The organism is Mojavia sp. (assembly GCF_059505145.1).
On the sequence record NZ_JCACKA010000075.1, the window covers coordinates 78074 to 91684 of the forward strand.

17 protein-coding genes are annotated in these 13611 nt (G+C 39.2%); 9 read left to right on the forward strand and 8 right to left on the reverse strand.

The window, feature by feature from the left end; all coding sequences use genetic code 11:
- Positions 1-42: 42 nt before the first annotated feature.
- Positions 43-315, reverse strand: a complete 273-nt coding sequence (locus tag AC5JL8_RS21650; protein WP_495881747.1) for a hypothetical protein — start codon at positions 313-315, stop codon at positions 43-45.
- Between the two features lie 85 nt (positions 316-400).
- Here AC5JL8_RS21650 and AC5JL8_RS21655 point away from each other — a divergent pair, with 85 nt between their 5' ends.
- From AC5JL8_RS21655 to AC5JL8_RS21680, 6 genes are all read left to right on the forward strand, one after another.
- Positions 401-2425, forward strand: a complete 2025-nt coding sequence (locus tag AC5JL8_RS21655) for an N-6 DNA methylase (protein ID WP_495881748.1) — start codon at positions 401-403, stop codon at positions 2423-2425.
- A gap of 54 nt (positions 2426-2479) precedes the next feature.
- Positions 2480-3958, forward strand: coding sequence for a type I restriction-modification system subunit M (locus AC5JL8_RS21660; RefSeq protein ID WP_495881749.1), 1479 nt, complete (start codon positions 2480-2482; stop codon positions 3956-3958).
- Between the two features lie 164 nt (positions 3959-4122).
- Positions 4123-4347 (forward strand): hypothetical protein, encoded by a 225-nt coding sequence (locus AC5JL8_RS21665; RefSeq protein ID WP_495881750.1) that lies wholly within the window; start codon positions 4123-4125, stop codon positions 4345-4347.
- A gap of 56 nt (positions 4348-4403) precedes the next feature.
- On the forward strand, positions 4404-5144 hold the full coding sequence (locus AC5JL8_RS21670) for a hypothetical protein (RefSeq protein WP_495881751.1): 741 nt from the start codon (positions 4404-4406) through the stop codon (positions 5142-5144).
- Positions 5145-5157: 13 nt separating this feature from the next.
- Positions 5158-5466, forward strand: a complete 309-nt coding sequence (locus AC5JL8_RS21675; protein WP_495881752.1) for a hypothetical protein — start codon at positions 5158-5160, stop codon at positions 5464-5466.
- A gap of 32 nt (positions 5467-5498) precedes the next feature.
- Positions 5499-6173 carry a hypothetical protein gene (locus tag AC5JL8_RS21680; protein WP_495881753.1) on the forward strand — a complete coding sequence of 225 codons (675 nt, stop codon included), beginning with the start codon at positions 5499-5501 and terminating at the stop codon, positions 6171-6173.
- A gap of 390 nt (positions 6174-6563) precedes the next feature.
- Here AC5JL8_RS21680 and AC5JL8_RS21685 read toward each other — a convergent pair whose 3' ends face one another.
- A complete protein-coding gene (locus AC5JL8_RS21685) occupies positions 6564-6737 on the reverse strand; it encodes a ribbon-helix-helix domain-containing protein (protein WP_495881754.1) in 174 nt (57 codons plus the stop codon).
- Between the two features lie 171 nt (positions 6738-6908).
- Between AC5JL8_RS21685 and AC5JL8_RS21690 the strand changes: the two genes are divergently transcribed.
- The 3 genes from AC5JL8_RS21690 (at position 6909) to AC5JL8_RS21700 (ending at position 8086) form a co-directional block, all read left to right on the forward strand.
- Entirely contained in the window at positions 6909-7427 is a 519-nt protein-coding gene (locus AC5JL8_RS21690; protein WP_495881755.1) for a hypothetical protein, read from the forward strand.
- Positions 7424-7729: a helix-turn-helix domain-containing protein gene (locus AC5JL8_RS21695; RefSeq protein ID WP_495881756.1), complete on the forward strand. Its 306-nt coding sequence runs from the start codon at positions 7424-7426 to the stop codon at positions 7727-7729. Before AC5JL8_RS21690 ends, AC5JL8_RS21695 begins: the two co-directional genes overlap by 4 nt.
- A 159-nt stretch (positions 7730-7888) precedes the next feature.
- Positions 7889-8086: a hypothetical protein gene (locus AC5JL8_RS21700; RefSeq protein WP_495881757.1), complete on the forward strand. Its 198-nt coding sequence runs from the start codon at positions 7889-7891 to the stop codon at positions 8084-8086.
- 133 nt (positions 8087-8219) lie between these two features.
- Here the strand turns inward: AC5JL8_RS21700 and AC5JL8_RS21705 are convergent, their stop codons facing one another.
- The 6 genes from AC5JL8_RS21705 to AC5JL8_RS21730 all read right to left on the reverse strand — a co-directional run bounded on the left by AC5JL8_RS21705 (position 8220) and on the right by AC5JL8_RS21730 (position 13385).
- Positions 8220-8741, reverse strand: a complete 522-nt coding sequence (locus AC5JL8_RS21705; protein ID WP_495881758.1) for a TniQ family protein — start codon at positions 8739-8741, stop codon at positions 8220-8222.
- Positions 8741-9577, reverse strand: coding sequence for a TniB family NTP-binding protein (locus tag AC5JL8_RS21710; protein WP_495881759.1), 837 nt, complete (start codon positions 9575-9577; stop codon positions 8741-8743). Before AC5JL8_RS21710 ends, AC5JL8_RS21705 begins: the two co-directional genes overlap by 1 nt.
- 3 nt (positions 9578-9580) lie before the next feature.
- Entirely contained in the window at positions 9581-11260 is a 1680-nt protein-coding gene (locus AC5JL8_RS21715; protein ID WP_495881760.1) for a transposase, read from the reverse strand.
- A gap of 442 nt (positions 11261-11702) precedes the next feature.
- Positions 11703-11909 carry a hypothetical protein gene (locus AC5JL8_RS21720; protein WP_495881761.1) on the reverse strand — a complete coding sequence of 69 codons (207 nt, stop codon included), beginning with the start codon at positions 11907-11909 and terminating at the stop codon, positions 11703-11705.
- Between the two features lie 31 nt (positions 11910-11940).
- Positions 11941-12636 carry a rhomboid family intramembrane serine protease gene (locus AC5JL8_RS21725; protein WP_495881762.1) on the reverse strand — a complete coding sequence of 232 codons (696 nt, stop codon included), beginning with the start codon at positions 12634-12636 and terminating at the stop codon, positions 11941-11943.
- A 179-nt stretch (positions 12637-12815) separates the two neighbouring features.
- Positions 12816-13385, reverse strand: coding sequence for a hypothetical protein (locus tag AC5JL8_RS21730; protein WP_495881763.1), 570 nt, complete (start codon positions 13383-13385; stop codon positions 12816-12818).
- Positions 13386-13611: the final 226 nt, after the last annotated feature.

Here is a 13611-nt window from a genome sequence, read left to right on the forward strand (position 1 = left end):
ACAGCCTTATAACTAAGTATTCCCATTTTTCGCTAGTTACTTTCAACTAAAAACTAACAACGCAATTAGATTTTTATAGAGATTAATATCCTGGCATAGAATTTTAATAGCGATCGCACATTCAAGACGTGTCAGAATTGGCAATGCGATCGCTATTACTGTATTAGTGTAAAGGGATGGGTAGTGCGATCGCCTCAACATCGCTTGCATATCTTCTGTGATCGCACATTCAAGACGTGTCAGAATTAGTGGTGCGATCGTTATTACTGTATCAGTGTAAAGGAATGGGTGGAGTGATTGTCTAATACGAATCATTAGTTTGAAGATTTATTAGCGGCGATCGCTATTGCGAAAATATATAATTCTTCTTTACGAATGAAACTACCTGTATCATCACTCAATGGCTAACGAATCTTCAAGCATCGTTCAAAAACTTTGGAATTACTGCAACGTCCTCCGCGATGATGGCGTTAGCTACAGTGACTATGTAGAACAGCTTACCTATCTGCTGTTCCTGAAGATGGTTGAAGAACAAAACCAACTTCCCCCACCTTTAGGCAAACGTTCCACCATTCCCCCAGAATACAGTTGGGAGGCACTGCGATCACAAGATGGTGATGCTTTAGAAACCCAGTACCGCCACACCTTGGAAAACCTGGGTAAAGAAAAAGGGCTATTGGGCGTTATCTTCCGCAAATCGCAAAATAAAATTCAAGACCCCGCCAAACTCAAGCGACTGGTAGAACTCATCAACTCAGAGACTTGGATTGGTTTAGATATCGACGTAAAAGGGGAAATTTACGAAGGATTGCTGCAAAAGAACGCTGAAGATGTCAAAGGCGGTGCAGGGCAGTATTTTACGCCGAGGGCATTAATTAAAGCTATAGTCGAAGTCATGCAACCCCAACCAGGACAACTCATCTGCGATCCTGCCTGCGGTACAGGTGGTTTTTTGTTAGTTGCCTACGACTTTATTACCAAACACTACAAACTGGACAAAGATCAAAGGCATTTTCTCAAACACGACACTTTTAAAGGATTTGATGTCGCTGATGGGGTAGTGCGCCTCTGTGCCATGAATCTCTGCCTACACGGTATTGCTGGCGATAACAATCTCGTTGAAGCCAAAGATAGCTTAATGGCAGATCCAGGCGATCACTTTGAATTTGTATTAACCAACCCACCTTTTGGAATAAAAAGAAGTATTACTGTTTTAAACAATGAGGCTAAAGCAGATAAAGCAAAAGCTCAAGAAGATAATTTTTGGGTTACCACTTCTAACATACAGCTAAACTTTCTCCAGCACGTCAAAAACTTACTCAAAATCAACGGTAAAGCTGCCGTTGTTGTTGCTGATAACGTTTTATTTGAAGGTGGCGCAGGTGAAACCATTCGGAAAAAATTACTGGACGAATGTAACGTTCACACCCTCCTGAGATTGCCAACAGGTATATTCTATGCTCAAGGTGTCAAAGCTAACGTGTTATTCTTTGATCGCAAACCTGCCAGCACCAAACCTTGGACAAAAAAGCTCTGGGTTTATGATTTAAGAACTAACCAGGATTTCAATCTAAAAAATAATCTCTTTGGCTCTGATAATTTACAAGAGTTTATGGAGTGCTTTAATACAGAAAATTTTCAAGAGCGTCAAGAAACACAACGCTTCCGCTCATTTACTTATGAAGAGCTTATAAAAAGAGATAAGGTTAATTTAGATATTATTTGGTTGAAAAATGATGTTTTAAAAGATTTTAATAATTCCATCACTAAGGCTAACAGCTTAGAAATTAAAGAGGTTGGTTTAGCAAATTTCATTAATAATGATAGTATTAATCAAGTTATTGAGTTGTTTCATTTATTAAGCAAACCTGAATTAGTAGTAGATAACTGTATCAATCAAATTAGAGGAGAACTTAAAAAATCGTTAAAAAATATTATTGATGCTGCTGATGCAAAAACAAAAGGTAATTCATTAGAAGATTTTACTCAAATGCTTTTTGGATGCTTAGAGTATCTTAAATTTTATAAAAGAAATCTTGAGAATGTTACTGGTGAAATAGATGTTATTTTTGCAGTTAAGAAAATTCCTGGCACTTTATTTGCTGAATTTTCTGATTTATTGATAGTTGAATGCAAAAATTGGAATAAACCAGTAGGGGTAAAGGAGATTAGAATATTTTCAACTAAGATGGATGAGCTTGATTCTAAGGTTGGTATAATAATTTCTAAAAACGGAATTTCAGGCGATAAAGATAATACAAAAGACGCTCTAGGTTTTATAAGAAATATATGGCTTCAATCTCCTAGAAAAATCATATTAGTTTTTAATTTAGAAGATTTGCAATCAATAGTTAATGGCACTTGTAATTTATATGAACTTTTGCAGGAAAAATATTTTTCAGTAAAAACCATGTCTAATAGTTAAAAACATTCAATTACTTTGAAAACCTGCTCTTTTAATTATAAGTAAATTCTTGCAATGGCTAACGAATCCTCAACCATCGTTCAAAAACTGTGGAACTACTGCAACGTCCTCCGCGATGATGGCGTTAGCTACAGTGATTATGTAGAACAGCTTACCTATCTGCTTTTCCTGAAGATGGTCGAAGAACAAAACCAACTTCCCCCACCTTTGGGCAAACGTTCCACCATTCCCCCAGAATACAGTTGGGAGGCACTGCGATCGCAAGATGGAGATGCTTTAGAAACCCAGTACCGCCACACCTTAGAAAATCTGGGTAAAGAAAAAGGGCTTTTGGGCGTTATCTTCCGCAAATCGCAAAACAAAATTCAAGACCCCGCCAAACTCAAGCGATTGGTAGAACTCATCAACTCGGAAACTTGGATTGGTTTAGATATCGACGTAAAAGGTGAAATCTACGAAGGATTGCTGCAAAAGAATGCTGAAGATGTAAAAGGCGGCGCAGGACAGTATTTTACGCCAAGGGCATTAATTAAAGCCATTGTTGAAGTCATGCAACCCCAACCAGGACAACGCATCTGCGATCCTGCTTGCGGTACAGGCGGTTTTTTCCTGGTTGCTAACGATCACATCAGCAAAAATTACAGACTCGATAAAGCCCAAAAGCAATTCCTGAAAAATCAAACCTTTAAAGGATTTGATGTCGCTGATGGGGTAGTGCGCCTCTGTGCGATGAATCTGTATTTACACGGTATTGCTGGCGATGAAAGTCCAGTTGAAGCTAAAGATAGCTTAATGGCAAATCCAGGCGATCGCTTTGAATTAGTATTAACAAATCCACCCTTCGGTAAAAAAAGCAGCATCACTGTTTTCAATGATGATGGCAAAGCAGACAAAGAAAAGGTCGTTTATCGCCGTGATGACTTTTGGGCTACCACATCTAACAAACAGCTAAACTTTCTTCAGCACGTCAAAACCCTACTGCAAATCAACGGTAAAGCTGCGGTTGTCGTTCCTGATAACGTCTTGTTTGAAGGTGGTGCTGGTGAAACTATCCGCAAGAAATTACTGCACGAATGCGACGTACATACCTTGCTGAGACTGCCAACAGGTATATTCTACGCTCAAGGTGTCAAAGCTAACGTTTTATTCTTTGACCGCAAACCCGCCAGCGCCGATCCTTGGACTCAGAAACTGTGGATTTACGATTTCAGAACAAATCAGCACTTTACCCTAAAAACCAATCCTCTACGTTACGAAAACTTGCAAGACTTTATCCAATGCTTTAATGCTCAAAATCGCCAGGAACGCCAGGAAACAGAAAGGTTTCGCGCCTTTAGCTATGAAGAACTCATGCAACGCGATAAAGTCAGTCTGGATATTTTCTGGTTGAGGGATGAAAGTTTAGAAGACTCTGATAACCTCCCAGCACCGGATGTTTTAGCTTTAGAGATTGCTGAGGATTTAGAAGCAGCGTTGGAACTCTTCCAAAGTATCACCGAGAACTTGGAGGCGAAAACCGTCAGCGAAGTGTAAGTGGGTTTGCTGCGGGAGGTGATCGCTTGTATTTATAGATTTTGGGTTGGGAGGTGCGATCGCATTCCTAGATAAAGGTTTGTCTGTGATTTCCTTTTGGTTAGACCCTATTTATCAGCGATTAGCAAGTAAATTGAAAAATTAGTTCAATTGAGATACAAACAATGATGAAAATAGACGAAGCTATGCTTAAAAGACCAACTTTTATAAAACATTTCTTAGAGCGAAGATTAAAGAGAGTACCTACATCTATACTTAAGGATTTTTTATTGTTGTGTAAAGTATCAAATTTATCAGAAAATGAAATCAAAAAGAAATCTCAACAAGATTTGATTGATGAAATAATTTTAAATTATGAAATTATGCAGACAAATAAAATTTCAATTTAATCTTCAATGAATTTATAAGAGATAAACTTTTTAGTGCTAAAGAATCAGAGTATATAATGCAAATTCCAGAAAAAGATAAAGTCATAAACTGGATCAACTCTTGGACAGATAACACATACATAGGACAACGCTATAATTTTTCTGTACATACTTATGTGAAGCTAGAAGAAAAATTCATACTTGTAGATGATGAAAATATATCTCTACCCTATGAGATAATACTGATAGTTGCCTACTCTCAAACTTCTAAATCCATTCCCAGTGGGCTGGAATTAGTAGAGTATCATCCTACGACAGAAATTGAATTAGTTTTTAGGCAAAATATGAATTTATTAGAAGTTAGAGGACAATTTGAAGTTATTAGAGATTTTGTTAATACTGCTGTAATCGACTCTCATAATCCCTTATCTCTAGCACAAAGTTTCTTCATTGGTGAGCGGGAAGATGCTCAACGCAACTCTATCGTAGGCAAAATTAGTAAAGTTATTAAAATTGATGATTTAAAATCAGCACTTAAGGGAACCTACTTAACGCTATCTGCTCCTGTCGGAGGTAGCAAAACAGTAAGATTAAAAGCCACCCTAGATGAGTTGGATGATCTGGGTGAAGAAACAGATCCCTTACTCAATCCCGTATTAAAAGATTTATTAAATAATCAAGATAAAAGTAGAATTTCATTTAAATTTCGTGGAAGTAAATATTCATTTGCTATAACTAAAAGTGGAGGATTAACATTTATGCAGTACGCACCTGAAGAAGTTGTGACTTATGTTTTGTCAAAGATAAACAAACTTTAAATTAAGTAGACAAATGACTACTAATTTTTCGGAATGTATAAGCAGATATATAAATACTGAGTATCGACAGGGTGGTTTAATAGGTCTTTCCACCCTCGCAGCATATTGTAAAACAAGCGAAGGTAAAATAATCGTAGCTTTAACAGACTTACAAAGCAGAGGAGAAGTTGAAATTATCAAAAGATACTTTTGTCCCGATGCTCATTTCATCTCATTAGAAAAAGCTCCGTACTGTCAAGTATGTGACTATAATTACTCTGAAAATTTTATTACTACTATAATTTTAGTAAAGCCTTTACATGTGGCAAGAAATTCTAATTAATTTAGAAATTAATTTCTAAATTCTTATCAGTAATGAATAAAGATATATTTCTTGAAGAAGTTAACTCATATATAAACAAATTCAGAAAATTTCAGGAAAAACAAAAAGACTCCTTAAATTGCGACAATGTATTTGATATTACTGACTTGTATATTAAAGAAAAAGATTATTTAGATAAAATTTTAAACGATAGATTCACAAATACTACTGAGCAAGGAGATTTACTGGAGTCGCTTGTCAAATCTTTGTTTCAGAGAATAGATCTAGTTCAAAGCGTAATTATTACTAATAAAGACATAGCTATAGGTCAAATAGACATACAGTTAATTCCTCTACATGAATACATATATGACGTATGGGGAATGATAAGAGAGAAACCGCAATGTATGATAGGAGAATGCAAGAATTACTCAAAAAAGAAAGATGCTGTTGGTAGACCTGAAATAGAAAAGATTTGCTGGCGAAGTTGTAAGGGTGGATGCCTAAGTTTTTTTATAGGACACGGATACACGCAGGATGCTATTGATGAAATATCTTATTTCAATAACAATAAATCTTCTTTGTTTTACAAGCATCAAGGTGTGTTTATAGTTCCCTTAACTCTTTCTATGCTTGAGGTAGTAATCCATAATGAAATTAATTTTTGTTACTTCATTAAGTGGTCAATTGATATGTCTCGAAAGATGAATATTGCCAATTATTTGTGAAATAATTATTATTTTGATTCCTATACATTATCATCTTATTTGATGTATAAAAATATCAAATAGGCTTTTGTTTAACAATATCCATAAACCTTATAAAACATCGCTGACATCACCCGCATACAAAGGCTGACACTTAAACCTCGCTCCATAATTGGAATACTCCACTTACACGCTTGCATATCCTGAAATTGCTATTCCATTTTGTGGCAAGGCGACTCAGAATAACAAGCAGTACATAATTAAATTGGCTCCATTTTCGTTTCCACCTCAGCAGCTGGTAACATCTGCCATAACCTATCGGCATCAACTGCTATCACAATAGCCAACGCTTCCAATTGCTGATGTGAACGATGAGGATTAAACCCAAACTTTTCCCAACGTGCGATCGCCTCACTTCCCCTTATTCGGCGGCGAAATTGTTCCTTCTGCCTGTGCTTGTTTAATCGCTCGTTTCAAAATTAACACCGCCATTTGCGACAAAGAACGCTCCTCTGCATCCGCCAGTTGTTGCAGTGCTTCTTTGTCTTCTTCTTCCATGTAAATGCTTAGTGTTACTTTCCCCATGTGACTATTATCAGTTTCTCTATGTGTTTTTATATTAAATCACTAAAAACAAATAAATTTAAACAGAAATACATAAAATCTATGTATAATTACTGATAAGTCAAAAGCCAGCGCACAACTTTCTCAGGGATGACGCTGGCTTCTGGCTCCCTTTCACAGGAGACATATTCCATGTTAAGACCTGTTTGCCACAAAACGGATCAATACAGAGCTTATCTACAAGCTTTAGATGACTTCGGTATTGCTGAACTATTGGCGAAACTCAGCGATTATTGTGAACAGCAAGAACAAGAAAGTTTAGCGGTATTGCTGATTTCCCAACTAACTCAGAGTATCGATGCTGAACTGATTGCTAATTATTTGAGTGCGATGGCGCTCAATCGCCAAGATTCACTCCCAAGATTAATTACCCAGAAATTTTCTCCGAGTTCTATTGATTTACCCGAAGACTTTCCGAATACAGCAAAGACACCCCGCTTTTTGTATGGCGACCAATTGCGTTGGATTGGTTCTGACACTGATTGGGGAATTGCGATCGGCAGATTTTATAGCTTTGCCCCCCATCTTTGCTGTTGGACTTGGTGCTACCTGATTTGGTTGAGCAAAGATAGCCCCAGCGCTGCTTGGATATCTACTGATATTGCCTGGGAAGAGGATTTAGAACCACTGGAAGCGGAACCAATGCTATGACTAATCCGCGTCCTTTACAAGCACGAGAGCAAAATTTGATTGATCTATACAGCCATTGTCAACTAGGAATGACACCCAAGAATTTTTATGCTAAATGGGATGTCAATCATGAAGCGATCGCTCGGATTTGCTCTCGTTCACTTTCAACCGTCCGGCGTTGGTTTTCCAAAGGTCGCAATTACCGCAGACCCATGCCCAGTGATTTACGCCATCTTGCCCTAATGGACTTCCTACTAGAACACTTCGAGGAAATTCCCGAAGAATTTCTGAAGATACTCTGTTCTCTGACAGGGCATCAGTAGGAATCGAAAAGTCAACAAATTGCAATGTCATCCTGACATTTTTTTACCAGCCACTCTCACGGTAGGGTGGCTTTAATCTTGGGAATGTTTAAGCAACCTTTGTCTATTATTCAACTGCAATTCACTAGCTAAATAATTAGGTATGATCAGGAGGTTTTTGTGACGTACATTGAAAAGCTAAATCCTTGGTGTATAGTCCGCCATTTTCCTAGTATGCAACACCAGATAGTAGCTCGTTTTCGCCGCCGGAGTGATGCAGAAGCTCATTCACAAGCTCTACACCGACTGATACCAAATACAACTTTCACAATCATTTTCAATACCGTAGTCGAGCAACGAGAGCAAATTACTCCTTGATTAGGTCGTTCTGGAAGTCAACTTAACTTGTAGCAAATTCTCTTGTTTATTTAAACATAAACTATCCCCCCTTGCTTCCTTTTTTCATGAAAGCAAAGGGGGGTTATTGGTAGCTAACATTTGAAAAATAGTATTATTTTTGCAGAAACTCATTTAAAGACTTTTGATACTTTACCATATCAGCAAAAGTCAGAAAACACCACTGACACCAACCATCTACCCATAATGCAGGAACCTTAAATCTCGCCCCACAGTTTGGACATTCTGATAACAAGGTTAAGTTGTGGCTTGAGCATCCCTGCGTTACCTTAAATTGCCACTCAATTTTGTGGCAAGGTGACTCAGCATAACAAGCACCACATAACCGAATTGGCTCAATTTTCATCCCCACCCCAGCAGGTGGTAACATTTGCGCTAACCGATCAGCTTCAACACTCACAACCTGAGCCAAAGACTCCAACTGCTGGCGAGACGGTGGGGGGTTAAACCGGAATTTTTCCCACCGTGCGATCGCACCGCCAAGTCCTGCTGCTTTGCCTAATCCAGTAGGCGTTAACTCGTTTGCCCGTCGAAAGCGTCCTAAGAAGTGACTCAGGCTTTCTCCTTCTAAAGGTTCTATTTGAAACAGCCAAGATTGAATCTCTGCAACTTCCATTATTTGTACTCCGCAGCTACTTCCTTGAGCGTTTCCAGATCAACTTTCTGTAATCCTTTTTTTAATGCCCTGATTGCAGACTCTCTCAAAATCATATCCAGCAAACCAATATAACCCCCAGTTGCCTCACCTAACGTCTTCAGCATTGTTTTGCTAGAAAGATTGGAAGCAACTGGCAACTGCAAAACCTTCTTTTCCCAAATTTCTACTGTCCGTTTAAAGTCTTCTCCAGAAAACTTGCCAAATCTATGACAAGCCCGAAAACGGTTGTAAACTTGTTCATCCCGCTTAATTACTGCATCTAAGCGATCAGTTCCCACTAAAATCACTGCTATTTCTAATTTGTCAAAAATGTCCCGTACCTCAGCAAAAGTCTTGGGCTTTAAGCGGTCAGCTTCATCAATAATCAGCATTTCCACTCCACACCCTTTGAGAACCCGTAGCGTTCTGTCTCTTATCTCGGCTACCGTTCCTTTTGTCATTTGATACTTCAAATGCTCAATGATTACTCCAAACAATTCCTTTGCACCACACTCTTGAGGGATTTGGATGTAGGCAACAGGAACAGTCGGAGGTTTTCCTGGTTCTTGTTTTGGTTTATGCCTGAGTCTGTAGGCATCGCAACCCATTGTTTTACCTGTTCTCGACTCTCCTAAAACACGACCAGACTGCCGGGAGAGCCGCTTTCCATCTAACCAATCATTGAGCATTTGCACTTGTTCCAAGGGAATAAAACTCTTCCGGTTCAATCGTTGAATTTCTGCTTGTAGTTTTTCATCATTGACTGGAATATCACCTAATTGTTGTGCAACTGCTTGAGCTTGTTTTGAACTCATTTTCTACCACCCGTAATCTTCACGCATTTGTTCGTAATCAAAAACTTCTGGCATTTGGTATTCAGGTTCACTGTCAAAAGATGCCACTTCAATTTCTTCTGCTTCAACTGGCAACGGTTGTTTAGCCTTTTGAACTACAGCCTGTTCTGCTTTTTGACGTTCCTTTTTGGTTTTCTTTTGGGTCAGAAAAGTTTCGCGATCGCCTACCTCTGCCAACATTGAGCGATTGCTAATCATCTTCCCTGCTTGTCGAATCTTGCGACTACTAGCTTTAGCCTCATCCAAAGATAATTGCTCAGTTTCTAAATCCTGAGCAAATGCCCTTGCTAAAAACTCTTCTTTATTACCCTTTTGGCGATAAACCAACACAGTTGTAATGTCTTTAGGGTCATAACGCAGTACAACAGTTTCACCTGCATAACCTGCTAAGTTTTCGCCCCGATATGTCAGATTTTCAAATTGTAGATATCCACCTCTATAAATGGAGCGTCGAGTTTGCTTCATCAGGCAGATACGTAATTCTTCTTCTGAAATTACATTGGGAGAAGCAATTAACCCTGCTTCCCACCGTTGATAGCGAGTTTGATCGCCCAAACGAGCATCAGGACGCTGGTTATATTTGTCCACGATATAACGCACCAGCAATCGTTCTAACTCCCTTAATGTCAGACAAGCTTCTTTCTCGGCTTGTTCAGGGCGTTCCTGCACATTCGATCCTGTATATCCAGGCAAAGTGGAAAATAAGTCGGTATTAAAAGTCCCAAAGGGACGCTCAACAATACCACCTTCACTGGGGCGATCGCGTAAATGACAAACAAATCCCAATTGCACACCTATCTGTTGCAAATGGTTTGAGCGAAAATCTTTACCGCCATCAGTATAAAAATGTTCTGGTTTCCCATAGGTTCCCCATTCTTCATGGAGTCCATATTCTGACCCATATTGCTTAGGCAAAATTGCATGACGCAGTGCTAATGCTACTACCTGAGAACTCGGAGCATCAAAGCCTAAGTTTATCCCCATGATGCAACGGGAGTAAGTATCTACAACTGTTGTCAGCCAAGGACGACCCAAAAGTTTACCATGTTGATCTACCAGTAATAGGTCTACACGGGTATGGTCACACTGCCAAACATGGTTGCTATATTCTACTGATAAGTCTTTGCCATCGCGGGTTTTAACTGATAATCGAGAACCATGCCAACCTCGACTTCTAACACTTGCTTTTTGTTCTTGCTCCTCAATAATTGGTTGTAGAACCCGATAGACAGTCCTATAACTGGGATACTTCTGTTGCCCTAATTCACTTGCTCTTGCTTGTACTCTGATTGCAACTTGTTGGGGAGTAATTCGCTTACTACCTTTATTGCCTTCCTTATATGTTTTGATGATGAACTGCTGCCAATCAGAATCTATTCGATGCTTGCCTTTGTCAGCCCGTGTCGTGGTTTGAAGGGCAGCTAAACCTTCTTCTTCCCATTTTTTCACCAATCGCCTTACTGTCCTCACAGACTTGCCTAGTTTGGCTGCGACTTCCCTTTGCCTTTCTCCATAGGTGATGCGATCGCATGGTTCTAGTAGTTGCTGAATCATTTCCAGCAAATGCCTATCATCTGTTGATAGTTCAGTCACAATCTCATCGTTTTCTGGCTCTTGATCGCCATTGGAATGTTCGTCCAGCATATTTACATATATGTGCTATACAAACGTAGTTGTATTGTACTATTTTAAGGACATTTATTTTGTCAATTTTGGTAAAAATTCTGGTTCAGGGCGCTTTTCAAGAGAGGACAGGTATTTTGTCAAAATTTCAAAGGAGGACAATTATTTTGGCAATAAGTCTCTAGTAGCTTATTTTGAGGTTAAAATAGTAAAATCCTTGCTTGGTAAGGATTTTATGCCAAATATTTTGAAGGACATTAATTTGTCAAGTGGTCATTTAATTTGGCAAACGACAACTTCAAAACGACTTTTAAGTACCTCAACACGACTTTCAAGTACTTCAAAACGACTTTCAAGTACCTCAAAACGACTTTCAAGTACCTCAACATGATTTCTAGGTATCTGTTGCTTATACCAAATTGCCTTTGGTTGCCATTTTTAACGCGATATTGAAAGCGATCGCTCAGACATCGAGATCAAAAGTGCGTAGAAGCTCTGCTTCTTGTCGCCAGACATCGCTTGATCCGAAAGCATTCCCTGATAAATCTGTTCCTAATTCGACTTTGTTAAAATTTTTCAGCAAGTCAAATAACAGATCGTTTTCGAGGCGATTGTAAGTTTTAGGCAGAATATCCTTTAATTCTTCATTCTCTGCTTCAATGGCACGCATGGCATTGAGTATGTCAAATAGATTTGTTCTTCTAGTGGCGCTTATACAAGCCCAACAGAGGAGCAAGAATCGTGCCGAAGACGAAACCTCCTGCGTGTGCCCAGTACGCAATACCGCCGCTCTCCATGCCGATACTTGTGCGGGTTTGTAGGCTGGCGATACCATAGAAGGCTTGCTGAACAAACCAAAACCCAAGAAAGAAAAAGGCGGGAATTCGTATTGTGGTAATGAAGAATCCTAAGGGAACTAAGGTGAGAATTTGCGCTCTGGGAAAACGGAGAATGTATGCACCTAAAACCCCAGCGATCGCACCACTAGCTCCCAAGGAAGGAATCGTAGAATTTTGTGAAAAGAACCATTGGGATAACGCTGCCAAAACGCCGCATGATAGATAAAAAATTATATATTTAACATGGCCTAAACGGTCTTCAATATTATTGCCAAAAACCCACAAAAACAGCATATTTCCTGCTAGGTGCAAAAAACCGCCATGTAAGAATTGCGATGTAATTAAGGTCATCCACTCTGGTATCAGCTGATTTCCCAGGCTACTAGGGCAACTAGTTGATAGTTGACATGGGACTAACGCCGCTATCTGGAAGAACTGTTCTAATTGTGGCGGTGTCAGGCTAATCTGATAAAGAAAAACGATAATATTCGCAGCAATTAACCCATAGGTGACATAAGGGGTAATTGTTGTAGGGTTGTTATCTCGCAGTGGAACCAAAGGTGTTTCTCCTCATCAATAATGTCAACCAAGCATTCATTCAATAGCCGGGGAAATAGCCCCACTTTGGAACTTTTAGAAGTTGTAGCCAACTCCTAGTAATAACCCTACATCAGTTTCATCAATAAAACCAATATTCACGCCAGCATTTGCTGTGAATTCTGGGGATAAAGGAACATCTATACTCCAGAAATTAATCCACCAACAGTGCTATCTCTTCCTGTAGAAATTGCTACACCACCGCCAATATAAGGCGCTATAGTTACTTGGGCTGTTTCCAAATTTCGTTGAGGAAAATCTACAGTAATTGGCACGAGAACTACTGTATTATCCCCAATTAAAGCTGTGGGGCGTACTGAAAAGTTTTGTGTGAGTCCGATTTTGCTAATCACAGCAAAAGAACTTTCACTTAAAGTTGTATCGCCAGTAATACCGATGTTACCAGCAACTCCAAGATAACTTGGGCCAGAGCGGGTGGTTCTTCCCGGTTGAATAACTTGAGCTACTGTTTGGGATGTAGGTGTTGTAGTTGTTAATGTTTCTGCGATCGCAGACTCTGTAGGTTCAGCTATTATCAAACTAGATGCAGAATTAGCAGCAGTCTCAGGAGTTTCACTTACTTGCTCTAGCTGATTTGGAGCCTGATTAACAACAGAATTATCTGCGCGAGCAGGCAAACTACTAGCAACAACAACCACAGATGCGAGAGTTACTAAAGTAGAAGTATGTTTCCAAAAAATATTATTCATGGTGGTTTATTTCTTTTCATTCTGTTGTTCTTCTATGGTTAACAACAAAAGTGAACGAAAAATGACAGCTATTTATTAGAGGATGTCTGAGAAGTATTAAATATTTCGTTTGATCCCCCCTAGCCCCCTTGGAAAGGGGGGAAATATATCAAAGTCCCCCTTGCAAAGAGGGGAAATATATCAAAGTCCCCCTTGCAAAGGGAGGAAATATATCAAAGTCCCCCTT

What these genes read in the sequence shown, in the direction of transcription:
- AC5JL8_RS21690 (WP_495881755.1), top strand. Translation starts at nt 6,909, where the DNA reads ATGTTAAGACCTGTTTGCCACAAAACGGATCAATACAGAGCTTATCTA.
- AC5JL8_RS21680 (WP_495881753.1), top strand. Translation starts at nt 5,499, where the DNA reads ATGAATAAAGATATATTTCTTGAAGAAGTTAACTCATATATAAACAAA.
- AC5JL8_RS21650 (WP_495881747.1), bottom strand. Translation starts at nt 315, where the DNA reads ATGATTCGTATTAGACAATCACTCCACCCATTCCTTTACACTGATACA.
- AC5JL8_RS21720 (WP_495881761.1), bottom strand. Translation starts at nt 11,909, where the DNA reads ATGCGTGCCATTGAAGCAGAGAATGAAGAATTAAAGGATATTCTGCCT.
- AC5JL8_RS21660 (WP_495881749.1), top strand. Translation starts at nt 2,480, where the DNA reads ATGGCTAACGAATCCTCAACCATCGTTCAAAAACTGTGGAACTACTGC.
- AC5JL8_RS21670 (WP_495881751.1), top strand. Translation starts at nt 4,404, where the DNA reads ATGCAAATTCCAGAAAAAGATAAAGTCATAAACTGGATCAACTCTTGG.
- AC5JL8_RS21695 (WP_495881756.1), top strand. Translation starts at nt 7,424, where the DNA reads ATGACTAATCCGCGTCCTTTACAAGCACGAGAGCAAAATTTGATTGAT.
- AC5JL8_RS21710 (WP_495881759.1), bottom strand. Translation starts at nt 9,577, where the DNA reads ATGAGTTCAAAACAAGCTCAAGCAGTTGCACAACAATTAGGTGATATT.
- AC5JL8_RS21705 (WP_495881758.1), bottom strand. Translation starts at nt 8,741, where the DNA reads ATGGAAGTTGCAGAGATTCAATCTTGGCTGTTTCAAATAGAACCTTTA.
- AC5JL8_RS21655 (WP_495881748.1), top strand. Translation starts at nt 401, where the DNA reads ATGGCTAACGAATCTTCAAGCATCGTTCAAAAACTTTGGAATTACTGC.
- AC5JL8_RS21675 (WP_495881752.1), top strand. Translation starts at nt 5,158, where the DNA reads ATGACTACTAATTTTTCGGAATGTATAAGCAGATATATAAATACTGAG.
- AC5JL8_RS21685 (WP_495881754.1), bottom strand. Translation starts at nt 6,737, where the DNA reads ATGGGGAAAGTAACACTAAGCATTTACATGGAAGAAGAAGACAAAGAA.
- AC5JL8_RS21665 (WP_495881750.1), top strand. Translation starts at nt 4,123, where the DNA reads ATGATGAAAATAGACGAAGCTATGCTTAAAAGACCAACTTTTATAAAA.
- AC5JL8_RS21730 (WP_495881763.1), bottom strand. Translation starts at nt 13,385, where the DNA reads ATGAATAATATTTTTTGGAAACATACTTCTACTTTAGTAACTCTCGCA.
- AC5JL8_RS21715 (WP_495881760.1), bottom strand. Translation starts at nt 11,260, where the DNA reads ATGCTGGACGAACATTCCAATGGCGATCAAGAGCCAGAAAACGATGAG.